22 protein-coding genes and 1 other RNA gene are annotated in these 25,661 nt (G+C 40.5%); 2 read left to right on the top strand and 21 right to left on the bottom strand.

Annotated elements, in window-relative coordinates; genetic code table 11:
• Window positions 1–4: 4 nt before the first annotated feature.
• From FYJ25_RS02330 to FYJ25_RS02255, 16 genes are all read right to left on the bottom strand, one after another.
• Window positions 5–721 carry a pilus assembly FimT family protein gene (locus tag FYJ25_RS02330; RefSeq protein WP_154580434.1) on the bottom strand — a complete coding sequence of 239 codons (717 nt, stop codon included), beginning with the start codon at window positions 719–721 and terminating at the stop codon, window positions 5–7.
• A gap of 57 nt (window positions 722–778) precedes the next feature.
• Window positions 779–3,472 carry a type II secretion system protein gene (locus FYJ25_RS02325; RefSeq protein WP_154580433.1) on the bottom strand — a complete coding sequence of 898 codons (2,694 nt, stop codon included), beginning with the start codon at window positions 3,470–3,472 and terminating at the stop codon, window positions 779–781.
• Window positions 3,473–3,507: 35 nt separating this feature from the next.
• The gene (locus tag FYJ25_RS02320; RefSeq protein WP_154580432.1) at window positions 3,508–5,106 is read right to left on the bottom strand and encodes a type IV pilus modification PilV family protein; all 1,599 of its coding nucleotides are present in this window, start codon (window positions 5,104–5,106) and stop codon (window positions 3,508–3,510) included.
• Between the two features lie 29 nt (window positions 5,107–5,135).
• Window positions 5,136–5,933, bottom strand: a complete 798-nt coding sequence (locus FYJ25_RS02315; RefSeq protein WP_154580431.1) for a hypothetical protein — start codon at window positions 5,931–5,933, stop codon at window positions 5,136–5,138.
• A 15-nt stretch (window positions 5,934–5,948) separates the two neighbouring features.
• Window positions 5,949–7,589, bottom strand: coding sequence for a pilus assembly protein PilM (gene pilM, locus FYJ25_RS02310; RefSeq protein WP_154580430.1), 1,641 nt, complete (start codon window positions 7,587–7,589; stop codon window positions 5,949–5,951).
• A gap of 295 nt (window positions 7,590–7,884) precedes the next feature.
• Window positions 7,885–8,649: a prepilin peptidase gene (locus tag FYJ25_RS02305; RefSeq protein ID WP_154580429.1), complete on the bottom strand. Its 765-nt coding sequence runs from the start codon at window positions 8,647–8,649 to the stop codon at window positions 7,885–7,887.
• Window positions 8,650–8,736: 87 nt separating this feature from the next.
• On the bottom strand, window positions 8,737–9,237 hold the full coding sequence (locus tag FYJ25_RS02300) for a type IV pilin protein (protein WP_243145660.1): 501 nt from the start codon (window positions 9,235–9,237) through the stop codon (window positions 8,737–8,739).
• A 211-nt stretch (window positions 9,238–9,448) separates the two neighbouring features.
• A complete protein-coding gene (locus FYJ25_RS02295) occupies window positions 9,449–10,660 on the bottom strand; it encodes a type II secretion system F family protein (RefSeq protein ID WP_154580427.1) in 1,212 nt (403 codons plus the stop codon).
• Between the two features lie 41 nt (window positions 10,661–10,701).
• A complete protein-coding gene (locus FYJ25_RS02290) occupies window positions 10,702–11,763 on the bottom strand; it encodes a type IV pilus twitching motility protein PilT (protein ID WP_154580426.1) in 1,062 nt (353 codons plus the stop codon).
• A gap of 33 nt (window positions 11,764–11,796) precedes the next feature.
• The gene (locus FYJ25_RS02285; protein WP_154580425.1) at window positions 11,797–13,494 is read right to left on the bottom strand and encodes a GspE/PulE family protein; all 1,698 of its coding nucleotides are present in this window, start codon (window positions 13,492–13,494) and stop codon (window positions 11,797–11,799) included.
• Window positions 13,495–13,974: 480 nt separating this feature from the next.
• Entirely contained in the window at window positions 13,975–15,051 is a 1,077-nt protein-coding gene (gene tig, locus FYJ25_RS02280) for a trigger factor (protein WP_154580424.1), read from the bottom strand.
• Between the two features lie 116 nt (window positions 15,052–15,167).
• A complete protein-coding gene (locus tag FYJ25_RS02275; RefSeq protein ID WP_154580423.1) occupies window positions 15,168–15,836 on the bottom strand; it encodes an SEL1-like repeat protein in 669 nt (222 codons plus the stop codon).
• 58 nt (window positions 15,837–15,894) lie between these two features.
• The gene (locus tag FYJ25_RS02270; RefSeq protein ID WP_154580422.1) at window positions 15,895–16,602 is read right to left on the bottom strand and encodes a 4'-phosphopantetheinyl transferase family protein; all 708 of its coding nucleotides are present in this window, start codon (window positions 16,600–16,602) and stop codon (window positions 15,895–15,897) included.
• Complete coding sequence (locus FYJ25_RS02265) at window positions 16,599–17,543, bottom strand: DMT family transporter (protein ID WP_154580421.1); 945 nt, start codon at window positions 17,541–17,543, stop codon at window positions 16,599–16,601. The genes FYJ25_RS02270 and FYJ25_RS02265 overlap by 4 nt, the downstream gene beginning before the upstream one ends.
• Window positions 17,544–17,839: 296 nt before the next feature.
• Window positions 17,840–18,184: a transfer-messenger RNA gene (gene ssrA, locus FYJ25_RS02260) on the bottom strand.
• 83 nt (window positions 18,185–18,267) lie between these two features.
• Window positions 18,268–19,314 carry a fibronectin type III domain-containing protein gene (locus tag FYJ25_RS02255; protein WP_154580420.1) on the bottom strand — a complete coding sequence of 349 codons (1,047 nt, stop codon included), beginning with the start codon at window positions 19,312–19,314 and terminating at the stop codon, window positions 18,268–18,270.
• Window positions 19,315–19,583: 269 nt separating this feature from the next.
• Here FYJ25_RS02255 and FYJ25_RS02250 point away from each other — a divergent pair, with 269 nt between their 5' ends.
• Both FYJ25_RS02250 and panF read left to right on the top strand, forming a co-directional pair.
• Window positions 19,584–19,850, top strand: coding sequence for a YhdT family protein (locus tag FYJ25_RS02250; RefSeq protein ID WP_021906703.1), 267 nt, complete (start codon window positions 19,584–19,586; stop codon window positions 19,848–19,850).
• Window positions 19,850–21,337, top strand: coding sequence for a sodium/pantothenate symporter (gene panF / locus FYJ25_RS02245; RefSeq protein ID WP_154580419.1), 1,488 nt, complete (start codon window positions 19,850–19,852; stop codon window positions 21,335–21,337). The genes FYJ25_RS02250 and panF overlap by 1 nt, the downstream gene beginning before the upstream one ends.
• A 108-nt stretch (window positions 21,338–21,445) precedes the next feature.
• On the opposite strand, the gene ybaK is transcribed toward panF, so the two are convergent.
• The 5 genes from ybaK to trpC all read right to left on the bottom strand — a co-directional run bounded on the left by ybaK (window position 21,446) and on the right by trpC (window position 25,653).
• The gene (ybaK, locus tag FYJ25_RS02240; RefSeq protein WP_021906705.1) at window positions 21,446–21,928 is read right to left on the bottom strand and encodes a Cys-tRNA(Pro) deacylase; all 483 of its coding nucleotides are present in this window, start codon (window positions 21,926–21,928) and stop codon (window positions 21,446–21,448) included.
• Between the two features lie 210 nt (window positions 21,929–22,138).
• Window positions 22,139–22,930 carry a tryptophan synthase subunit alpha gene (gene trpA, locus FYJ25_RS02235; RefSeq protein WP_154580418.1) on the bottom strand — a complete coding sequence of 264 codons (792 nt, stop codon included), beginning with the start codon at window positions 22,928–22,930 and terminating at the stop codon, window positions 22,139–22,141.
• A 76-nt stretch (window positions 22,931–23,006) separates the two neighbouring features.
• The gene (gene trpB / locus FYJ25_RS02230) at window positions 23,007–24,179 is read right to left on the bottom strand and encodes a tryptophan synthase subunit beta (protein ID WP_096239536.1); all 1,173 of its coding nucleotides are present in this window, start codon (window positions 24,177–24,179) and stop codon (window positions 23,007–23,009) included.
• A gap of 78 nt (window positions 24,180–24,257) precedes the next feature.
• Window positions 24,258–24,881, bottom strand: a complete 624-nt coding sequence (locus FYJ25_RS02225) for a phosphoribosylanthranilate isomerase (RefSeq protein ID WP_154580417.1) — start codon at window positions 24,879–24,881, stop codon at window positions 24,258–24,260.
• The gene (gene trpC / locus FYJ25_RS02220) at window positions 24,868–25,653 is read right to left on the bottom strand and encodes an indole-3-glycerol phosphate synthase TrpC (protein WP_154580416.1); all 786 of its coding nucleotides are present in this window, start codon (window positions 25,651–25,653) and stop codon (window positions 24,868–24,870) included. The genes FYJ25_RS02225 and trpC overlap by 14 nt, the downstream gene beginning before the upstream one ends.
• Window positions 25,654–25,661 lie beyond the last annotated feature (8 nt).

Below are 25,661 nucleotides of genomic sequence, written 5' to 3'. Positions count from 1 at the left end.
TCTCTTATATCGTTGTACTCATTGTTACCTTTCCTGTTTTCTGATGAAGTGTAATGATACTCTTCTTCACTCTTCCACTCACTTGGATATAGCAACATACTGCTTCCACATTGTTTGATTTTAAATCAGGATAGGTAAAATCTGCATTATTTTCAAGAAAGCTTTCTACCTCACCTGTTGTGACTTGTTTTTTCTGCAAAGCACGAAAACCTCCTTTGTTTCTGTCAATCGTAAAAAGCAGAGCATGGGTCTCTCCCTCTTTTATTTCCTGATAGCTTCGTCCATTGATTTCGCCTTTTTGATATAAATCATCAAGCTTATACTCTATTTTTGTCTTGGCCGGAGCAATCTTCTGCTTATCTGTCCAGACCATTCCGGATTTTTTTCCTTTATAGATGCAGTAGCTTATGTAATAGCCATCGCTCTTTTTTTCCAGCTTCATTTCTGCCACAAGCTGGCTTTCCGCTTCGGTCCTAAGCCGTTCAAAGCTTGTCTTTATTGACTTTGCCGCTCTTGTTGCCCGGTAATCGATCAGGCTGTTTAACGAAGGAATGAGTATACCAAGTAAAATAGCAAAAATGCTTACGACAACGATCATTTCTACTAATGTAAATCCTTTATTTGTAAACTCTTTATTTGTAAACCTTTTCTTTGCAAACACTCTGTTCGTAACACTTTTGTTTACAAATCTTTTCTTTTTCAGAACTTTTGGATTCACCATGTCTCTCACCCCTTTCTACGTTAAAATTTATTTTCCAAATTTATTTTCCAGACTTACTTACTTTCTCTCCCAGTTTTTATAAGTCACATAATCTTCTATATGATACACATCCGAATCTTTATCACTGTTTCCACTGTCATTCGATGTCTGACTGTTTCCAAGAACGTATTTATCCCCCTCCCAGAAGAAATCTTTCGGAGAAGTCTTTCCGTTATTCATCTGTGACTGAAATGCTTTTGCAGCATCAAGCGGAGAAGAGAGAAGCTTCGCACCCGGCTCTAAGGTGATCGTTCCCTTTGCCATGATGATTCCTGAAAATGTAATACCGGCTCTTATCCGGACATCTCCGGTACAGACAACAAGACGGAGTTTATCCGGACTGTGTTCGCTGTTTCCGTTGCCAATGACAAGCTCTTTATCCGCACCGTTTACGGACGTTTCTTTTGTCTTTATTGTACTTTCTTCTAAAGCCGCTTTCGATGCGCTTTCATCTTTTACTAAAAAAGTACTTTTCTTTCCATTATGTGCCATGATGGTCTGTAATCCGCCATCTTCCTGACTGGCTGTAAATGTACAGGATTTTTCGCTCTCATCATAGACGATGCTCCCTTCCTTTTTCCCATGGGATTCAATAAATTGTACCATTTCTTTTTCATTGACAAGATTATCAAATACATCTCTGTCTACCGCCGTCTCGTTATGAGAAATACCGTCACTGTCCTTTACTTCTGTCTTTAACAGGTCGTAGCTTCCGATCATCTTCCGTCTTAATGCATACCACATATTCTGGTATCCTGTTTCTTCTTCCGTTACCATCTGAGAATTCTCTTCGACTGTAGCACCGTCAAGATTACCAGTCTTTTTCTCCCCGTCATAGGATAAAATATTTCCTCCAACGACATATCGAAGATACGCTGTCTGGTCTTTTACATAAATTCCGGAAGTATTTTTCTCAAAAGAATCCTGTCCTTTAAAATAAAACGACAGATAGCCATCCATCATTTTTTTTAACGATGGATTCTTCTTATAGTAAACCTGCATAAAGTCCGATGCCTTTTTCTCATCAGTAAAGTTAAGATAAAAGTACACATAACCTCCGGCACTGCTACCGTCATTGTAAAAAACGGTCTGTATCGGTTCTTCTGCATCAACACCCGTCTCTTTTAATGTTCGGTTTCCTAATTCCTTAACTGCCTTATCTATCCTGGCAATGTTTTTAGCAAACCGTTTTATTTTTGTCTGCTCTGTAGATGCACTGTCGTTTATTGTATCAATTCCAGCAGCTTTCACATAGGTATTATAATCCATCGGATTGTGATAGTCTTTTTCTGCTGTTCTAAGCAGAGAATCCGGTACAAGGTAGGCAAGCTGTGTTCCTTTTACAGTCACGCTCTCTCCGGTCAGCACATCTGCACTGTTACCTGATGTTCCACTTGTTGACAGTGCTTTACTTGCAATATAGTTTTTTCCGGCAAGCAGCAGTCGCTCTAAGCCGGACATATCAAGGGTCGTACTCTTTCCATTTATTGTGATCGCACTTGAAAGAGCTGCCGCGGTTTTCTTTTCATAAGTATTCGCAGTGCGAACACTTTCCCCAGTATATGTTCCATCCAGATTTTTCTTTGGATACCCATATTCTATACAGTTTTCGGAGTTCAATGCCGACTCCACATCTCCGTAGCCATAATATTCTCCGGCAAGCTTTACATAACTTCCATTTCCTGCCTTTACGGTAAGGTCATCTGAAAGATACGTTTTTCCTAAAAGCTCTGCCTTTGCCGAAGAAAGGTTTACTCCCTGCGCCCACACTGTTGTTTCCGCTGCGCTGTTAAATGCGCTGTTTTGTGCAAGGGATACTTCTCCGGCACAGACAATTCTCTCTCCCTTTGAAATGTTTAAGGTTCGATTGGGCGCTAAGTAGATGCTGGCATCCTTTACATTGACGGCAACACCCTTAAGCTTCGTTTCCGGTACAAGACCTGCATAAACACTTCCCTGAATCTCACTGTCCTCTGCCCCGCTGCCTGTACCCTGCTCACAGTATATCCCCTTACCTGCAACAACGATCATATTCATAAGATCGGGCAGGGTAGATGGTGTCGGATACTGGATTGGTGGAACCGCCAGCTCAATATTAGTCCGAATGATTGCCGCATATCCCTTTTCATCAACATAAATAACCTTTACATTTCTTACGGTAATCTTTTTCTTCGTGGGATCTACTGTCATTTTCGCTCCAACATTTACTGCGGAATCCTGCGAAGACTCTTTTTCTGCTACTGCTGTTACTACAAGGGACTCCTTTGTTTTATCAAAAGAATCTTCTTTATCAAGATCAACATAGTTACGAAGCTTTGTAATATCATAATAGCGGGCTCTTTTCTCACTGCCCCGCAGACGTTTTTGTAAAATCGTTAAAAATTCTCTTTCATATGCCGCCTGTCTCTGCGCATCCATCGCCGCATCACCCGATTTTACACTTTCATTATAGCTTTCCATTACATTCGTGTAGGCTTCTGACATTGCTTCCGCAACATCTTCCTGTAAGCCGGTACGGATTTCTTCTAAGGCACGTTCTGCTGTGTAAAAAGCGTCTTTTTCCTTTAAACCGGACATCTTCATGCGGAAGTTTGCTATAACGATATAAGCGACAAGCATCACAAGAATTCCGACAAGACCTACGGCAAGAATTACCGTAATCAGGGAAAATCCACTATTTGATTTTGTTTGTAACTCTCTTTTTGCTCTCATTTATTCCACCTGCTCTTCTTTATCCGGCATACTTTCTAATTTTCTTTTGAACCGTCTAATGTAAGAATCTTATCTTCCTCCGGGAAATTCCTTCCTGCAGCTCCTGCTTTATAAACGCTTACCTTTACCGTATAGATTCTGTCATACGCCTCTTTTACATCAAGCGAATTAAAATCGAGTACTGTCTTTGCACTGTTTCCACTTGCCTTCTTTGTAAATCCACCATCTGTGATTTCTTTATAAACAAGCTTCATCTGACCAAGCTTTGGACGGCTGCTTTGTGTTAGATTACTGATATCATAATCTAAATTGCTTCGGAGCTGTACCTGTGCCCGGTAAAGCCCTAAGTTCGTATTCCAGTTCGTATTCCCTTTCGCAGTCGGATTCTCTTCAATTGTAAGAGACATACGGTAATTCGCTTCCTGTGTCGATGTCGGTGGATTCTTTTCATGCGTGTTCTCTGTCATCGGAATCTGCTTTGTCACATACAGTTCAAACTTTAAATTATCGGTATTGTCTACTACGATCTCATCTAACGGATTGACACTGCTTGTCGATTTATAATTGGGGTAATAAAAAACATAAATTCCTTCCAGATCATTTCCTGCTTCTGAGCTGTAAAATGCCGTATACGCACTGACATACGTACAAAAGCACCCCGGTATCCAGCCAGAATCGGACTGGCTTTTTCCAAGATTCTTTCCATGACATGGGCAGATTGTCATCGTCTCATACGGATTATCCGGATTTTGGTAAGGATAGGTCCACAGAGTGTATCTTGCCTTCGCCGTAATAACACCGGCTTCTTTTGTCACTTTAATCTCAAGAATACGCTTTGTGTTCGCATAAACATCCTCATAATTTAATTCTGCCGGCTCACTCACACCAGCGTGATTCTTTTCCCAGTATTTTTTTTGTGCCTCTGCGAGCTGTTCCTTTAACATCGTCTCCATCGCATTCTGATCCCAGTCCTGATCCATAATCAAAAATGCATTCTTTTCGGTGTTAAGTTTTGAAATATTTGGCATGAGATAATCATTCTTCCCTGCCTTTTTTCCGGAGGTATTTTTCTTATAACCAGAGCTTTTACTTCCATCAAACTCCACTAACGCATCAAAGGTATTGTTTTGATTTTTAATCCCTTCCATGGAAAAATAATACTTTGATGCATTACTTCCCTTTGTTCTTGGAAGAAAGGTATAGGTCTTTCCCTTATCAATAGAGAGAATGGATGCGGTCACTTTATCCGCATCATTTCCCGCCTCTTCATAAAGCCTCGCTTTTTTATAAGTATCCTCTGTCTTTAAAAGTTCTTTTGTAATTACAGCAGAAGTGTCTGTAGCTTCGGAAGAATCCTCCTGCAAAAAGCGAAAGCGGTTCTCCTTCGTGATCGGGTTCACCGGATAATTAAAAGCAAGTGCGGTCTGTGCAAATGTCTTTGCTTTCATCTCTTCCATAATATTTTGTGCGAGCGTTGTTGCAGAAAGATACGTTCCCGACTTCTTATTTAATCTTGAGGAACTGACAAATCCACGAAAAAGAATAAGCGCGAGAACCATGAAAATACTGACTGCAGCAATGATTTCAATCAGGCTCATACCTGCGTTATCTTGCCTTACTGTTTTTTTGTCCATTACAGCCACTTCCTTTCCCGCGCTTTTTCTTATTTGTTTTTCTTTTCTAATGTACCAAACAGATTTTTCTTACCATAGATCGATGTTCCTGCATCCGGCTCATGATACTGCGTTCCAATTCCACTCATCGAATAAATATTTACGGTAAGTGTTCCGGTAAGCCCTCCGGTTCCAGAGTCAAAGGCCATCGTAATACTGTCAACTGTCATTCTTCCTGTCTGGCTGTTAATATACGTTACCGCCTTCTTCAGATTCTCATAGCTTCCTTTATAGCTAAAGGTATCCTGTGTCCGGTATAAGGTCGGACTGTCTTCCATAAGGGCATCATCGGTCTGCTTCTGTGTCTCCGTACTTGCCTGCGTATTTCCCTCGATCGCATCTACCTGTTCCTTTGTCGCCGCATTGTCCTGCTCACTTAATGTCTGCTGCTGTTCATCTGCTTCTTCACTTACGGTTCCATCTTCCGAAACCATCAGCCGCACACCGGTTCCTACCGTATCAATCGTGATTCCCGCTGCCTTTTCAATATTCTGAGCAAGAACAATTCCGTCTTCCTCTTTGATATCGGCTGGAAACTTCTCGCAATATGCATCAATCTCCTCTTGCATATTCTGCGTTTCCCTCTGATAATAGTCCTTTTTTTCCGCCATGGAAAGCAATTCATTTAAACGGGTATCTAGCCCTTCATTCTGTATAGCAGTTTCTGATGCCCTCTCCATCTGCGGGCGAAATACCAGCATATAACTTACCACCATTAAAAGCACACCAAACAGCATTAATAACATTCTTTTTTCTCTGTTTGATATACTGGAAAAATCTAAATTCATGCTTTCTGCCTCCTGCTACTGCTGTGTCTCTGCCATCGCGGCCGGCTGTGTATAAACAGCCGTTACTGCCATTGTTACGATACCGCTCTCATCCTCTGTCGTTCCTGTTGTTGCTACGGAAGTTAACGACGTAAACTTACGAAGCTGCATCAGCGTATTTGCCGCTTCCTTTTTGTTTGCTGCCTCAAAGGAAAAAGAAACTCCCTCTCCCGTTGAAGTAAAGCTCTCTATTACAAGGGTGGAAGGCATCTTCTGTTCTAGTTCCTGTAAAAATGCAACCAGACTTTCATTCGGTGTATTTGTATAATCATACATCTGTTCATACTGGCTGTACTTTTCCTTCATCGAACTATATGCATTATAAACGCTCTCTGCAGATTCGTTCTTTGTAATCTCTGTATTGAGCTTCTTCTGCCTCTGTGTCTGGTACAGACGGTTTCCAAGAGAAAATACAACAAGAACAACCGAAGCAATAGCTCCGAGCATAAATACAATAACGGCTCCGCGAATATCCTCACCGTCATGTTTCTTTCTTCTGCCCTGCCCTCTCTTTGCTTTTTCCATTAAATTGGCACTGTTGCTGTCTACACCAAACAGGGCAACATAAATGACTTCGGCATTCCCGCCTTCTTCACTTTCTGCAAACTTATGTCCTTCCACAGACTTTAATGCTGTAACCTTCTGTGCAAGCTCATGTGATAACAGCTGTGTCATACCAAGAACCGCCGCACCGATTCCACAGCACTCAATCGTATCAAAGCTACTTCCTGGATTTCTCGAAAGATAATAGTCCATGATTCGGGAAATATTATCTACCAGATAGCGGAGATTCTGGGAAACTTCCGTTCTTGCTTCTTTGATTTTCTCTGTCTCATCCTCGGGTTCTACAATAACGGAATCTGGATTCAATGTACGCCTTACACAGTTTTGCCGCATCATAAGAGCAAGTGCTTCCTCATAAGAAAGACGTTCTCCAAATGCAGGAAATATCTGCACTGTCTCGACTGCTCCGTTAATACCGTAACCGATATTTCTCTGCATGCGCAGTTCTCCGTTATGAACAACTGAAACGAGCATTGCATTGTCTTCAATCTTAATAAGCATATGTGTACCTGCTGCATAAGCAGAGCGCACTGCCATGTAAACACTGTCACCGATCGGTGCAAGACAAGACAGGAGCAATCCTGCTGCCTCTGCAAGCTGCCCATATGATTTAGCTAGGTCTTTTGGACAGGCATAGACCATCAGATGGTACTTCTTCTCTTTTTCCTTGCCTTCTCCCTCTTCTTCCACATCAATGATACGATAGGAAATAATATATTCTGCCGGATCAATCGGAAAATAATCTACCGCATTCATCTCAATTAAATCTTGAATCCGTTTTTTCTTAATAAAGGGAATACGAATCTCTCTGTTGGCAATCCGGCTTGATGCCACGATAAAACGAACCTTTCTTGCAGAAATCTTTCTTGCGAGTAATTCATTTTTCAGCTGGTCTCCAAGTCCCTGTACATCCTGAATTAATCCATCCTCTACAAGTCCCGGCGATACCGGAAAACGAAAGCACCGACGTATACTGCTGCCCTTCTTCTCTTCTTTCATCTCAGCCACACGTATTTCTGCCGCACCGACCTCTATCGTTAATATATTCGCCATCTTGCTTTCCTCCAACGTATATTACAAACTCTTCCTACTTTGCATTGTTGTAATAATCTTCCATAATCCTTATTTTTCCCATATAAAAATACAGGCTGCCTCATTCCTATACAACATGGAACGAAAACCTTTACGGTTTCCTGTACTTTTATATATGAAAAATCATATCTCTTAACATATAGCTTTCATATACTTTTCTTATTCCTGTTTGTTCAAGTCGAGCAGCCACTCACCACCTGAAAGGGTGGGAGTCTTCGCGACTGAGATAAACAAGTCGGTGTACTGACACAGTGTGTCAGCACACCAGTAAACTAAGATACCAGTCAATCCATCGTTCTCCAAAAAGTGCCGCAAGAAAAATACCTGCCGCAAGATACGGTCCCATCGCAAGGACGTGGCCTTCTCCACTTACTCTCATTCGAAGAAGATGAAGTACGGAACCAAGAATACAGCCCAGTAAAAATGCCAGAAGAATCTTCTGCCAGCCAAGTAGCAACCCGCACGCTGCCATCAGCTTAATATCTCCTCCTCCGATCGCTCTGCCCTTGGAAAGAAGATACAAAACAAACAAAACACCACTGACACATACTGCACCAATGAGGTGGCTTCGCCATTCCTCTTTTTCAAGAAAAACTGCCACCACTCCCAAAACTCCTAAGAATACATTGATTCCAAACGGAATTTCAAAAGTTCTCCAGTCAATGACCGAAAGCGTAAGTAATGCCGATGCCATAAGGCTGTACAGCACACTCACCCCATTCATGCCATTTACAAGAAATACAGCTACCCAGAGGATGCCATTTACTGCTTCCACAACCGGGTACTGCACAGAAATCACCGCCTTACACTGACGGCATCTGCCCCGCAAAAACAGCCAGCTGAACAGCGGAATCAAGTCAAACCATCGTAGCTTTGCCCCACAGCTCATGCAGTGGGACGGAACTTTCATGATGGACTCTCCCTCCGGCAGCCGGTAAATGCAGACATTTAAGAAGCTGCCAACGGTAATGCCGAACAGGAAGATGGTTACATATGGTATTAATTCTAATAAAAGAAGCATAGGAAAAATCTTTCTTTCTTTATTTAGTGGGGGTTAACGGGTTGCCAGAGTTCTCCGGTAGGAGAATAGTTAATATAGAACTAATAATTATTTTGCTGTTTTATTTATATAATCAGCAAGAGTACTTGGAGTATATCTAACTGTTGTCCCACCATCCTGTGCTACAGTAATTTCTGCTGAAACAGATGTTGCATTACTACTGTTAGTTTCTACAGTCCATTTATTGGATTTTAACTTGGTTTTTGCCCAATCAGGAGCATTCTCATTTAAAGCGTCTTTTGCAACTTTTTCATTATCAACTTTTTGGGTAGCAGTTCCAGCTTCAACTGTTGTTCCACCTTTACCAATTGTAATTGTATATGTATCCGCTGGTAATGTTACTTCCGCATCGGCAGCATATATCTGAATTGCTCTTACCATCTCATCTAAGTTGCTTGCATCGGCAGACTTTCTTGATTTCTCTACATATTTAAGATACTGTGGTGCTAAGAGTCCTACTAAGATTGCCATAATCGCAACTACGATGATCAACTCTACAAGAGAGAATCCTTTGTTATCATTTTTCTTTTTGTTAAGGAATTTTAACATACTCATTTCTCCTTTTCTTTTATATGTACTTCTCGTACTCTTTTTCCGGAGTATTTCCATACTTAAATGTCTGTGGCAATTTTTTCAAGTCGAGCAGCCACTCACCACCTGAAAGAGGTGGGAGTCTTCTCGACTGAGATAAATCGTCACAATAATCTATGATGATTGCAATCTCCCTATGCCAAGACTGCATTTCACCTATATATCAAATTTAGAGGGTATCTAGTCCCTCATACATTGCGGCAATCGGAAGGATGGACGCAATGACTAACGAACCGACAATGACTGCCATAAATACGATAATTAATGGCTCCATCGCAGCGAGAATCGTCTGTGTGGTAATCTCCACTTCCTCGTCATAGTAATCGGCAAGTTTATGAAGCATCTGTTCTATATTACCGGTTTCCTCACCAATACCTGTCATATGGTATACCATCGGTGGGAAGATTCCGGCATCTCTTAAAGGTTCCGATAGCGGAATACCCTTCATAACTTCTTCTCTGGCATTCTGAATTGCGATCGAATAATGAACATTCGTTACAATTCGCGAAACAATGTCTAAACAATCAACCATCGGCACACCGGCAGCAAGCAGGGTGCTGGCGGTTCTTGCGAACCGGGAACAGTTCGACTTTACAACAAGCTGTCCAAATAACGGAAGCTTCATCTTTATCGCATCAATGTTCTTTCTTCCGGCTTCCGTTCGGTAATATGCCTTATAACCGGCGAACAGAGCCGCGATCACTGCTACGATCAGATAGATATGCGTTCCTGCCCACTCACTCAGTCCCATAACGAACATCGTAAATGGCGGCATCTCCATATCAATCTCTTTAAACATATCTATAAAAATAGGAATAACATATAAAAGCATAACACCGATAACACCGATACAGGCAAGAACCAGTATAATCGGATAAACGGTTGCTTTCCGGATCGTTGCCCTTAGCTTGGCATCCTTCTCAAACTGCTCCGCCATTCGGGAAAATGCCATCTCTAAGTTACCGGCACTTTCTCCGGCTTCTACCATACTAATCAGCATGGACGGGAAGATATCCCCCTCTCCACGCATCGCAGCTGCCAGTGTATTTCCCTTTTCGATGCTCGTTAAAACCTGTGCGATCGACTTTTTTAACTTTTTATTTTCCGTCTGTTCCTCCAGCATCACCAACGCTTCCTTCATGGCAACGCCGGCCTCTAAAATGCTGACGAACTGTCGGCAGAATACGGAAAGATCACGCGGACTCAGCTTCTTTCCAAATGAAAACGTAACATCAAGCTGCCTGCTCTGTTCTTCTAAAGAAAGAATGACATATCCATCCTTTTTTAAGAATTCTTTGGCACTCTCCTTATTCGCTGCTTCTATCTTGCCCCGCTTCTCTTTTCCTGATTTATCTGCCACGATATAGAAATAACCCGGCATCTTTCTTCCTTCCTGTAAAATCTATAAAAAACTATACAAATCTATACAAAATTAATCTTTTTATTCATTGCCACAGGGTCCTGTGCATAACTAACTGCCGCCTCCCCGTCAATCATCCGCCTCATATACAGATCATACAGTGCGTCGTCCATCGTCTGCATTCCAAGACGCTTACTTGTCTGGATAACCGAAGTAATCTGGAAGGTCTTCCCTTCACGAATAAGATTACGGACGGCATTATTCGCAAATAATACTTCTAACGCAGCCACCCTTCCATTCCCATCTAAGCGCTTCAAAAGCTGCTGGGATACGACACATTCTAATACGGCAGCAAGCTGGATCCGTATCTGCTGCTGCTGATCTGGCGGGAATACATCAATAATTCGGTCAATCGTCTTATCTGCCCCGATCGTATGAAGGGTGGACAGGACCAGATGGCCTGTTTCAGCGGCAGTGATTGCTGTTGAGATTGTCTCTAAATCTCTCATCTCTCCTACTAAAATAACATCAGGGTCTTCCCGCAGTGCGGCACGCAATGCCTTCGCATAATTCTCCGTATCACTGCCAATCTCTCTCTGATTTACAATAGACTTATCATGTCTGTGCAAATATTCGATCGGATCTTCTAATGTGATGATATGGTCTGCCCGGGTACGGTTAATGACCTGGATTAAAGAGGCAAGTGTTGTGGACTTCCCGCTTCCGGTCGGTCCGGTTACAAGGACAAGCCCCCTCCGCTTCTCTGTCACTGCGACAACCTCCGGCGGCAGTCCAAGCTTTTCCGGCTCCGGAATGTCAAATGGCAGTGCCCGCATAACGCTTGCAAGCGTTCCTCTTTGCTTAAATACATTCACACGAAAGCGCCCGACACCGGAAATCGCATAGGCAAAGTCTGTCTGTCCTGTTTTTTCCAGCTCTTCTTCATGTCTTTTATCTAATAATGGCAGAATCAGATTCTTTACATCATCTGGCATCAGCTTCTCTTCTCCCCCTGTATGGAGTACACCGTCAATACGGTAGTTCGGCGCTCTGCCAACAGAAAGATGAATATCGGAAGCCTTACACTCTACCGAACGAATCAGAATTTCATTTAAATCATACATACTATCGCTCCTTAAGATTTCTGGAGTACCTCTTTACTCATACGAAGCTTTCTGCAGCTCCTCAATCGAAGTAATACCTGCAAGAACATCCCGGACACCATTCTCACGAAGCGTTCGCATTCCGTTCCTTTTTGCAGCATAGATCAAATTCTTTGAATCACTGCCTTCTGCAATGAGTCTCTGAATTTCTTCGTTCATTTCCATGATTTCAAAGATACCTTTTCTTCCATAGTAGCCAGTATCATTACAAAGATTACAGCCGACCGGCTCATAAATCTCCACCGACTCTTCTTCCGTAAGATGCATGATCCGCTTCTCTTCAGCAGTCGCCAGCCGTTTCTTACGACAGTGTGGACAAAGCTTCCTTACAAGCCGCTGTGCGATAACCCCCACAACAGAATCTGCCAACATATATCGTTCCACTCCCATATCGACCATTCTGTCAAGGGTTCCTGTCGCATTATTCGTATGTAAGGTAGATACGACCAAATGTCCCGTAATTGATGCCTGTACCGCAATAGATGCTGTCTCTCTATCACGAATTTCTCCAATCATAATAATATCTGGATCCTGGCGAAGAATCGAACGCAGTGCCGTTGCAAAGGTAAGATTCACTTTATTATTCACCTGAATCTGATTAATACCTTCTAATGCTGCCTCCACCGGATCTTCTACCGTAACAATATTTACTTCATCTTTGTTCAGTTCAGAAAGAGCAGTATAGAGTGTTGTAGACTTACCACTTCCCGTTGGTCCAGTTACAAAAATAATCCCATATGGATGCGACATCATATGATCAAATTTCACCAGCTCATCCGGTGCAAATCCCAAATCTTTCTTATCTTTTGTCAAATTTATCTTCGACGAAATTCTAAGAACAAGCTTCTCCCCATATACTGTCGGCACAGAAGAAATTCGAATATCATATTCCTGTCCATCTATCACGAGAGACAATCTTCCGTCCTGTGGTTTTCTCTTCTCCGCAATATCCATACCTCCCATAATCTTAATACGAGTTGAAATAGCTGGAAGCAGGCTATTATCATATTCCATCTTGGTACATAACGCACCATCAATCCGGTAACGTACCCGCACCTTATTCTCTAAGGCTTCAATATGAATATCACTGGCTCTCTGTCTTACTGCCTGTTCTAAAATAGAACGGACAAGCTGTACAATCGGTGCATCATCAATTTCACTGTCATCTGATGTCACTGCCACATTCCCTCGAAGCTGTGCTCTTTCTCTTGCGAAACGATTCACCGCATCAATATTCTCCGCATCACCGTAATTCCGATCAATTGCCGACCTAATATCTCTTCTTGTCGCAATGTACGGCTCAATCTGCATATTCGTTACGATAGCGATATCATCAATTGCCTCCATATCAAGAGGGTCTGCCATCGCAAGATGGAGAATATTTGCATTATACGGATCAACCTCAAAAGCAAAAACCGTATACTTCTTAAGTAGTTTTACATCAATGAGCTTCTTTATCTCCCTTGGCACTGTAAGACCACGAAGCTGTACCGTCTTAAGCCCCATCTGCGCCTCTAATGCTCGGGCAATCATTTCCTCTGTGATGAAACCTTCCTCAACAAGAATCTCACCAATCTTTTTATTCGTCCCCTTTTGCATTTGCAATGCTGCTCTAAGCTGCTCTTCCGTCAATACGTTCTGCTGAATCAGCAAATCCCCCAACCGTAGTCGGTTTCTTCGTCTTAACGCCATATTATTTTCCTTCTTTCCCCTTAAATACAAGCCATCTTCTTAAGTCTATACTAGTCCATATTTTTTAAAGTAATCATTACACCAATATATACAAACATTATTCCCCACATTTATAGTTTGTTATAACTTTTGCTGTGATTTATTTACTTTTTTACAACTTATAGGCTCGATAAAAGCCGCATTAGAAACTTTCCCTTGTCATCTAAATGCAGCTCCCTTACTTGTCACTTTACATCCTGATTCTCATACAATACAAGCATTCCCATTTGTTAACTATCAACTTAAAATTTACCATATTGTATACCTTCTTGTCAACAGCAATTTACTCTCTATTCTTTACCTTCTAACTATTGTGCCTTTTCCTGCCCTCGTATCTTGCCATACCCTGCCGAAATTGATATACTTGATTTTATGAAACAAATTAAAAAATCATATGATTGCATCGGTCTATTGCCAATGCAGCCATATGATTTTTATTAATTATTTCACTGTGGTAGTTTTCTCGATTTCTTTTAATACAAGATCATTTAATACGACACGATTTAAATACGGTTTAGAATATAGCTTCTCATACTTTGCCGTATCTTCCCCATTAAAATATTCTTTGATATCATCGTCTGTTACAGCAATCTTCTTCTCTGCTGCAATTGCATCTGCAACTAAGAATACTTTTACTGTACTTTCACAGCTGCTCTTATACTGCTCTCTCAAAGCATCTTCATCTTCAATACCATATGCAGAAAGATAATCTTTTAAAGAATAATTCGATGACTTTAACTCTGCCTTTAATCCGTCTACAAGAACATCGATACGATCGTTAATTAGCTGGTCCGGAATTTCTTTGAACGTACTCTTCTCAATCATATGATTCCAGATATAATCTGTCTTGTTTGACTTGTAAATCTCATCTTTAATCTTCTTTTTCATTTCTTTTGCTGACGTAACACCATAAGAATCTGCTAAGTTCTCTTTTACAAACTGATCCGTCAGTTTCTGTTCCTCTTCGATATAATTAATCTTTGTTTCAAACACCGCATCTTTTCCGGCAACATCTGCATTCGTGTAATCCTTCGGAAACGTTACTTTTACCTGTATAGTTTCTCCTGGCTTTTTACCAATTAGCTGATCTTCAAAACCATCAATGAAGGTTCCAGAACCAATCGTAAGATCTGCACCGGTAGCTGAGCCGCCATCAAACTCTTTGCCATCGATCGTTCCTGTATAGTCAATATTGACTACATCACCTTTTTTTATTTTACGGTCTGTAACCTGCTTCTTATAATTAGATAAAATAGAATCAATCTGGCTCTGCACATCACTGTCAGATACTTCTATATCTTTTTTCGCAATCTTTAAAGAGGAATAATCACAAACTGTTACATAGTCAGATGCTTTTACCCCTTCTAACGTTCCGTCCGCATTCAGTCCCTTTGAATAATCCACCGTTTCTTCTTTTACTTCTGTTGTCGCTTCCGCTGCCTTCTTACTGTTACCACATCCAGTCAACAGCGTCATTGATAAAACAGCTGCAAGTGCAATTACTGCAAACTTCTTCATAATCAAATATATCCTTTCTAGTTTTAAACTAATCTTCTTTTTAACTACTTTTCACTTAAGTAATCTTGATTATCAATCCTGATCACTTTCAAGAATGTATAGATATTCTTACACACTTAAGCGTTCATCGCCTCTAAAATCTCCTGCTCAAGTTCCTGTGCGATCACCGCACCTTTTACAAGCGCTTTTCTGGCATAATAAATCGCTTTCTCAAGAGATCTGTCCACACCCTGTCCTTTAAAGTACAGTAAACCAAGGCTATAGTAAGCCATACGGTATTCTGCCAGTTCAACCGCATTCATAAAGCAGGCCGCCGCTTCTCCATACTGTCCGGAATGATAGTACTTTGTTCCCATCTGGTACATCTTCTTTGCTTTAGGGATTCCTGCTTCTAATGCTTTCTCCTGCTCAAGCTGAAATGCTCTGGCAATCTTACGAACCTTTATCACTGACTTCTCATACTTCGTATTCACTTCATAGCTGCCATCTTCTTTCTCTAAAAGAAGCTTCTGCGTAGAAAGTCCCTTTAACAAATAATCCATATAAGTGTCTACTTCTGCAAATGGCACACTTCCATTTACAATTCTTCTTGTCTGTTCTAAATCAACAATATGATTCTCTTTTAATGGAAGCTGTCCAATAAAAAAAACAGAATGTTTCATAACCTTCTTCTTCTCTTCCGGTTCTGATGCATTCTGCACCATATCGTACATCTTCTTTATATTATCCTTCTCAAGAGTCTTTCCTTCCATCATCTCTTTGATCTTTGTTCCTTCTACTGCCATCGTCCCTCTCCTTTTTATTGAAAATCTGCATGGCTCTGCATAGTTACAAATTATATTATTAAAGAAAACAATTGTCAATAGTCCGGCTGCATACAACAAGTTCCGGTTCACCGTCTTTTTCCTCACAAACCGCAATCCGGTATCCGTCATATTCCCATTCAAAAAATCTTTCTTTTAAAGCTTTCCCATTCTTTTTTCCTTTATAACCTGATATCCCCGAAAAATCCAAGCCCTCAAGCGAGATTCCAAGCCCCTCGCCCGTTTTCTTTACATAGCTTTCTCTCAACACCCAGAACCGGGTAAAAAGTTCTTCCTCTGCCCCCGGACTTTCTTCTTTTAACTTTTCCAGAATATCATATTCTCCTTCAGAGAAAAATCTCTTTGCCAGCTTCCATCTTACTTTCTGAATCTTTTCAATATCACAACCGACTTCTACATCCGACACTACACACATAACATACTTTCCGGAATGTGAAAGATTAAAACAGACTTCTTTCTTCTTTCGTTCCGGTTTGCCATGCTCTCCATAACAGTATGCCCCGTCTGCATGAATACTTTCTTCCGGGATTCCCCATTCTTTTAAGGCATGATACAACAAAAGCCAGGCAGCAAGCTCCGTTTTCCTGTCTTCTTCTCTTACCGGACGGACTGTTTTTTCCCATCGTCCTTTCGGAAGAAAGTCTTTCCACGAAGAAAAACTTACCGGATCTGCTATTTTAGTTCTATCTAACAAATATACTTTAGTACGTTTTTCTGACTTTTTCATTCTTTTTGTTCCGTTTGTTTTGTTTGATTCTTTTTATGTGTCTTTGCTTCTTCAATCACATCATTTACCGCTAACGAAGTCACGCTGATAATAATGACTGCAATTCCGACAAGATCTGCCATAGCAAATGTCTGGTGCAGTACTGTGATTGTAAGAATTGTTGAGACAAGCGGCTCCATACAGGAAAACAGACTGCTCTTTACCGGTCCTAAATACATGACTCCTTTTAAATAGCAGGTAAATGCACATACGGTTCCAAAAATAATAACGATTCCAACTAATATTACCGTATACCCATCCCACTTTCCGGATAGTACCCAAAATTTTGAAAATGGTGCCAGCATGATTCCACCAAGAAACATTCCCCAGCCAATAACGGACGGGGATCCAAACTCTCTTAAAAGACTTACCGGCCATACCGTATAAAATACAATCGTAACTGCCGCTATCATTCCAAGGATCAATGCCTTTTGTGAAATCGCAAGAGTGTGGATGTCCCCATGCGTTGACATAAGAAAAACACCTGCAACCACAGCAATCAGAACAAGGATATCTATTATTCTCGGCAGCTTTTTATCAAGGAAAAGGCATAAAATCATAATCATGACCGGCGAAGTATACTGAAGCACTGTCGCTGTTGCCGGATTAGAATACTGCACACATAAAAAATACGTAAGCTGACACGCTAACATTCCAAATGCTGCAAATAACAGCATACTGCATGCCGTCTTCTTATTCTTCCATACATCAAAAATCTTCTCTTTTTTCTGCAAAAAGGCAATGAACAACATAATAAGCCCACCAATAATAAGTCTTGCCGTCACAAGCCATTGTGCATTCAACCCTCTTGTATCAAAAAGGAGTTTCCCTACGATACCGGACAATCCCCAGCATGTTCCTCCAATAAGAGCATAGGTGATTCCCTTTACTTTTGCATTCATTCTTTCGTCCTCTCTTTTCTTCCATATGAAGTATCCGCTCTATTCTACAATAAGAAGAAAAAGTTTGCAAACAAAAAATCCTATCACGTTTTGCAAATATCATAATGAATCCACACTATTATTCTTCGACTTTATTATATTGTTGCATTGAATAATTATCTGGGGAATATCGCAATACAGAATAACAACTTACAGAAAAAAATGCATATGATATAATGCCAGTAGGCAAAATGATGTAAGTAAAGAAAAAGAGACCCATGAAATATGGCTTAAATAAGTCATATTTCATGGGTCTCTTATGGACCTGAGGGGAATCGAACCCCTGTCCGAAAACCTATTCCGTACGGTATCTCCCATCACAGTCTCTATTTTAACATTCCCTCTGTCCGGCGTCTAAAGACAAACTCCGGATTTCAGTAGCTTCATATTACTTCATACTCCGCAAAGCTTTGGAATACGAGTGTCCCACATATTCGGTGCCGGACTCTTAATCTGTGGGGAAACTAAGGCCGACAGCTGCAACTAGGCAGCGTATGCTAAATTATCTTCAGCGTTTATATTTAGTTCCGAGTTTTAATGTGGTCCCGGACCACAGATGGCTGCCCCACGTTCAAAATCCCCGTCGAAACCAGTACAAGCCCCCATAAGGGTTCTTTGAACCGTAGTATCACTATTATATACTTTTTGAGGAAAATGTCAAGGGGTTAATTTTATTTGCTGAGCTTTACATCTGCAAATCCATATTCTGTATCGGGAAGCTTAATGATATCTCTGGTACAATATAAATTCTTAAATCTTTACATCCTTTTACATTAATCGTATGTATGGAGAACGCTTCGTCATCCTTAATTTCAAATGTTCCGTTTTCTATAGTTTTTCCATCTGCCTTGATCGTTACCTTTGCTGGTCTTCTTCGAGCAATATACTTCCCATCTTTTATACCTGTTTTAAAAGTAAGAGAAGTGTATTTTCCTCCTAAGTTAAAATAGATTCCTTCATCATTGCGCAGCGTTCCTCTTACTGCAAACCCATGCGTATAGGAAGTGCCTCTCATCGTAAAAGCACGTGCATTGTAGCTTTCATAGCTTAATGGTTTCGCATATGGCTGCACGTAGTCTAATAACCAGCCGGAAGCTGGCATTGTAATCTTCTTTACTGAGCTGCTGCCTTTAAATGTTTTTCCATTTGCACTTAAATACGGCACAACTTTATAACTATAAACCCCGCCTAACTCAAGACCATTTACAACATAGCTTCTTTCTTTTACTGCTGTTATCTTATTCCACTTTCCATTGGCTCCGGTCTTATATAAGTAATATCCGGTCGCATTCTTTACTTTATTCCATTCCAAAACTGCTGTTGTACCGGTTACCGCAGCCGAAAGTCCCGGTTTGGTGTCCGCCAGTGTACGGATTCTTTGTACAGAAGAATAACTGCCTTTTTTGCCCTGATTGATTCCCCTTACTTTATAAACATAAACTGCACCTGTCTTTAGCTTTTTATGTGTAACGGAGGCTGCTTTTGTTGTCTTTATCTTTTTATACTTGCCGCCATTCACTGAGCAGTATACCTGATACTTCTTCGCATGCGCTGCTTTTTTCCAGGTAAGCTTTGCCGCTCTTTTTGCAGTAAGCTTCACTGTGAGATTCTTTACCTGCGAAGGTTTTTTCACTGCCGCTGCCTGTACTTTCTGCGGTATAAATAATAAAACGGTCAGGCACAAAACTGCGAGCAGCAACAGGTGTACCTTTTTCTTGTAAATACTTTTCATAGCTATCTTATTTTTCTTATTCTTTTTCTTAACAGTTTTTCTTTGTCGTAAATTCAAGTCGAGCAGTCACTCGCCACCTGAAAGAGGTGGGAGTCTTCTCGACTGAGATAATATCTCATATTCTGTATTTTTTCAATAGATATCTAAAGGCAATCGTCCAATAAAGAAATTCCTTCGTAATTTTATTGATTTTCTTTCTTTTTTATACGATAATATTTGTGGCAGATATCTTTTTACGACTCTGACCTTTAATTAAGGAGATTTTAAAGATGAAGAATTTAACGAAACAGGAGAAACACGAACAGTGTATCCGCGAAATTCGTGGAACATTAGTTGTTGTTGCCATCTGTTGTGCATGGCATATTTTAAGTGCATTTTTACTAAACGGAAGTGGTCTTTACTTTCTCGGTATGCCAGCATGGTTCAGTGTGTCAACGTTAGGTACGATCGTACTCTCTTTACTTGGGGTATGGTATTTGTTAAAGCATGTATTTATTGATTTTGAATATGATGATGAAGAGGAGGGAGAAGAATAATGTCTGCAGATCAGAAAGTCATTCTTGGTATTTTTGTTATTTACCTTGCTTTAAATGCGATTATCGGTATTGTATTCAGCAAACGGCAGGGAAGTAAACAGCATGTATCCTCTGAGAAAAAGTTTTTTATTGGCGGGAGAAATATGAATGGTCTTCTTTTAGCTATGACCACTATGGCAACTTACACTTCCGTCAGTTCTTTTATATCCGGTCCAGGTGCCGCAGGACTTACTTATGGATACGCACAGGCATGGATTGCTACAGTGCAGGTCCCGGTTACATTTTTAGTTTTAGGTGTGCTCGGTAATAAGCTGGCAATGGTCTCAAGAAGAACTGGTGCCGTTACCGTTGTCGGTTATCTGAAGGCACGTTATAAAAGTGATGCTTTAGTTATTATTACCAGTTTACTTATGGTCGCATTTTTTATGGCACAGATGATCGGACAGTTTACCGGCGGAGCGACTTTGATTTCTTCTATTACCGGGCTTGATCATGTCGTCTCTCTGTTGATTTTTGGCGCAGTCGTTATTATTTATACTTCTTTTGGCGGCTTCAGTGCCGTTGCTATCACAGATACGATTCAGGGAATTATTATGTGCATCGGTACGTTTTTGTTTATTTTCTTTGTATTAAAAGCAGGGGGAGGACTTGCCGGAATTGATGCAGGACTTGCGAAGAATCTTCCCGGTGTGTATGACGATCTTTTCTCTGTATATACTCCTGGTACTCTGCTTAGCTTCTGGGTTCTTGTCGGTTTTGGTACGCTCGGACTTCCGCAGACTGCTGTCCGAGCGATGGGCTTTAAGAACACGAAGAGCCTTCATTCCGCTATGTGGATCGGAGCAATCACCTGTAGTTTTATCATTGTCGGCATGCATATGGCCGGTACATGGGCAGGTGCATTAGTGGATACAAATAATCTTCCAACCTCTGATTACTTTATCCCATACATTGTTCAAAAGATTATGCCAGTCGGTCTTGCCGGAACGTTCCTTGCCGCTCCGATGGCAGCTGTAATGTCTACAGCCGACTCGCTTCTGATTCTTGCTTCTGCCGCGATCGTGAAAGATTTATGGCGTAACTATGTCGTAAAAGATGACCCGGTAAAGGTGGCTTCCTATAATAAAAATGTCGGAAAGTTAAGCACACTTGTTACTTTCGCCTTCGGCGTTATCGTTATTTTACTTACGATCAACCCACCGGATATCATTTTCTTCCTGAACCTATTTGCCTTAGGCGGTCTGGAATGCAGCTTCTTCTGGCCTCTTATCGGCGGACTATTCTGGAAAAAAGGAACGAAGCAGGCAGCCGTCAGCAGTTCAATCGGTGCCGCCGCCACTTATGTATTCTGCTATTATAATGTACATGTTGCCGGAATTAATGCTGTCGTATGGGGGCTTCTTGCCGGAGCAGTCCTGTACTTTGCAGTAGGAAAAGCAACCTGTAAAAATGGACTTGATCCAGACATTATTAAAAACTGTTTTTAAAATAGAAAAAAGAAACGACATCCTCTTAGATACTATATGACCATATCTAAAAGGTGCCGTTTCTTTTTCTTTGCTTTGCCACAGCTAAAATAGCTGTTTGTGGAAAGATCAATCTTTACAAATATCTGCGTACTGTCCTTTCGTAATCTTTAACAGTTCATCTGGTTTACATTCTACCTGTGTTCCAATCTTTCCTCCACTTACCATGATCACAGGATTGTTCTGTGCTGTTTCATGATATGTTGTAACAAACTGTTTTTTCATGCCAACTGGAGAGCAGCCGCCACGAATGTATCCTGTAATTTTATTAATATCTTTTACATGAATCATTTCGATAGATTTTGCTCCAACGGCTTTGGCAGCTTTTTTTAAGTCAAGTTCTTCCGCTACAGGAATAACAAACACAAAGTATTCCTTTTTATTACTTACAGTTACAAGCGTTTTAAAAACATAATCAGGATTTTGTCCGGTAAGTTCTGCTACCGTCACGCCATCCACTGCTTCTTTCCCATGCGGATAATAATGTGCCTCATAATCTACCTTTTCTTTTTCAAGAATACGCATTACATTTGTTTTTACTTCTTTTTTCATTGCCCTAATTCATCTACTACTGAAAACTCATAAAAAGTTATAAACAGTAACTTACTCCTTTCCTAACTAGATCTTCTTTTAACTAGATATTCTTTATTCGATGTTCTTTTATTTGTATCATTTTACAATCCATTTAGAATTCATGAAAAAACAAAAAAGCCGCATTTATTATATGCCACTTTCTTGTCTTTGTCCATTTGCAAAAATATTCTAAGCGTTTAATTCCTTCTTGAATGTACGGATATATTCTTTTGCCACATCCAGATTATAACCGTTTTCTTCCATAAGTTCAATAAAATGTGTTCCGACAATGCAGCCATCAATCGTATCTTTTAATCCGGCTACATCCTCTGCAGTGCGGATTCCAAATCCCATCATAACAGGAATCTTTGATACCGCTTTTACACTTTCCAGATAGTTTCTTACGTTTTTATGGAAATGTGCCGCCTGTCCGGTTACGCCCATGGAAGATACACAATATACATATCCCCTTGCATTTTCTAAAATCATAGGAATTCTGTCTGCGGATACCGGTGCGACAAGCTGAATAAGGATTGGGGCATTTTCTGTGTGTTCAAGTGCCTCTGCCAGTTCAAACTGTTCTTCTTTTGGAAGATCGGGGATGATGAGACCATCTACGCCAGTTTCCGCACATTTCTTAGCAAATGCTTCCACGCCATAATAAAGAATTGTATTATAGTACATCATAAATACGATAGGTACTTCACAATCTTTTCTTACTTCTTCTACAGCAGTAAATACGCCTTTTACGTTTGTTCCTTTACAGATGGAACGATAGGATGCATCCTGAATAACCGGACCATCTGCTGTTGGATCTGAAAACGGTATTCCAAGCTCGATAATATCAATCCCTGCCTCGTCCTGTGCTTTTATTAATGCTTTCGTTCCTTCCATATCCGGCAGACCGGCTGTCATATATGTTACAAATGCTTTTTCATTTTTTTGTTGTAATTCTTCCATTCTTTTTTCAATACGATTCATGTTTTCTGTCCTCCCTGTGAGAATACTGTACTCTTGGAATCTTTTTGTCTCTATTTCTCTTTTCTATTCTTCTTTTCTATTTCTCTTTAAAATACTCTGCAATAGTATGTACATCTTTGTCTCCCCGCCCTGAAAGATTTACTACCATAATCTGGTCTTCGTTCATTGTTTTTGCTTTTTTTAATGCATAAGCGATCGCATGTGCGCTCTCGATTGCTGGTATGATTCCTTCTTCACGACAAAGTTCTTTGAGTGCCTGCATTGCCTCATCATCTGTGATTGAAACATAGGTTGCTCTTTTGCTGTCATGGAGATATGCATGTTCCGGTCCAACTCCCGGATAATCTAAACCTGCAGAAATCGAACTTGCAATCTGAATATTTCCGTCATCATCCTGGAGCAGATAAGAACGCATCCCATGAAGAACCCCCGCTTTTCCGGAAGCAAAGGCGCTGGCATGTTTTCCTGTCTCAATTCCAAAGCCTGCTGCTTCAACACCGATTAATTCTACATCTTTTTCATCAATAAATTCTGCAAACATTCCGATGGAGTTTGAGCCGCCACCTACACAGGCAAGTACACAGTCCGGAAGTCTTCCTTCTTTTTCAAGAATCTGTTTTTTTGTTTCCACACTGATAACTCTCTGGAATTCTTTTACCATCTGAGGATATGGATGCGGACCTACGGCTGAACCAATGATATAAAAAGTATCTTCTGCATTTTTTGCCCATGTACGGATTGCTTCATTTGTTGCATCTTTTAATGTGCGGCTTCCGCTCTTTACACATTCCACTTTTGTTCCAAGCATCTCCATACGGAACACATTTAATGCCTGACGTTCCATATCTTCTTCGCCCATGAATACCGTACACTCCATATCAAAAAGGGCTGCTCCGGTCGCAGTTGCCACACCATGCTGGCCAGCTCCTGTCTCTGCGATTACTTTTTTCTTACCCATACGCTTCGCTAAAAGAATCTGTCCAATTACATTGTTAATTTTGTGGGCACCGGTATGGTTTAAATCTTCACGCTTTAAATAAATCTTTGTACCATACTTTTTTGAAAGCTTTTCTGCAAAGTAAAGCGGCGTTTCTCTGCCTACATATTCCTTTAAATAATAATGATATTCTTTAATAAATTCAGGGTCATTGATCGCCTCATTATATGCTGACTCCAATTCTTTTAAAACATTCATCAGCGATTCTGCTACATATTGTCCACCGTATTCACCATATTTCTTATTCTGCATAATAAAGTCCTTTCTTTTATTGCGGCATGAGCCTTTTGTCCCGCCACCTTTTTCCGGTCAATATTCCTGCTTTATCTTTTATTGACCATGTACTATTGTTATTATTGTTTTTATTTTTTCCGGATCTTTTCCACAAAAAGCTCCATCTTTGCTTACTTTTTCTACTGCGGAACTTAAATCGATCACATCCGGGTCAACTTCAGAAATGGCCCGTTTTACATTGGTTTCATCGATTCCACCCGCAAGGAAAAGCTCTGTTTTTTGTTTTTGTCTGATATGATCAAGCAGTTTCCAGTCAAATGTCTCTCCGCTTCCTGGATTCTTGCTGTCAAATACATACCCTTTGATCTTATCTTTTATTTCATATTCTTCTAACTTTTCCACATTGGAAATATTAAATGCTCTTAAAATCGGAAGCTGACACTGTTCATAGACTTCTTTGGTCATAGTTCCATGAATTTGAATAGAATCAAATCCAGCTTCTTCAATCTGCAGTAGTTGTTCTATTGTCGGTGAAACAACGACTGCTACTGTTTTTATTCGTTTATCTGCCTTGGCAAGCAGCTCTTTTGCCTGTTTTATCGAAATGTTTCGTTTACTTTTCGGAAAAAATAAAACAAACCCAATATAATCCGGCAAATACTTGTTCACTGCTTTAATATCTTCCTCACAAGTCATTCCACATATTTTAATTTTTGTCATATAAAGCCTTCCAATCTGCCGCCAGCTCTTTTGGATGTTCCGATAACATAAAAGCGCCTCCGATCAACAGGGCATCCACTTTGCATTCTTTTAAAAATGCGATATGTTCCTTTGTTGTCACACCACTTTCTGAAACAAATACCGTTCCTTCTGGAACCATCGGACGAAGTCTTTTTGTATTTTCAAGAGAAATCGTAAAATCCTTTAAATTCCTGTTGTTTACACCAATAATCTTTGGATGAATTTTTAATGCCCGTTCCATTTCTTCTTCATCGTGTGTTTCTACTAACACATCCATACCAAGTTTCGCCGCAAGCTTATCATATTCTTTCATTTGATCATCTGAAAGAATTGCCGCAATCAAAAGGATACAATCCGCTCCGATTACTTTTGCCTCATAAATCTGGTATGGATCAATGATGAAATCCTTTCGTATCATCGGAAGTGGCGAAATCTTTCTGATTTCTTTAAAATATTCTGTATTTCCAAGAAAATGGTCTTCTTCTGTCAGACAGGAAATGGCATCTACTGACTCATTATATTCATCAATTCTGTCGGTAAGCTCCATCGTCATCTTAATCTTACCCATACTTGGAGAAGCCTTTTTAAACTCTCCGATGATGGATAATCCCGGCTTTGCCAGCGCTTCATAAAAAGAAATACTTTTTCTTTCACAGGCAAGTGCAAGCTCTTTCATTTTTTCTTCACTGATGCGGTTTTTATGCTCTTTTAATTTCTTTTTCTTATCTTCTACAATTACATCTAAAATCATCGTTTTTA

The organism is Anaerobutyricum soehngenii (assembly GCF_009697165.1).
GTDB lineage: Bacteria > Bacillota > Clostridia > Lachnospirales > Lachnospiraceae > Anaerobutyricum > Anaerobutyricum soehngenii.
The sequence above is the reverse complement of the archived record's forward strand: the minus strand, read 5'-3'. Positions and strand labels throughout refer to the sequence as shown.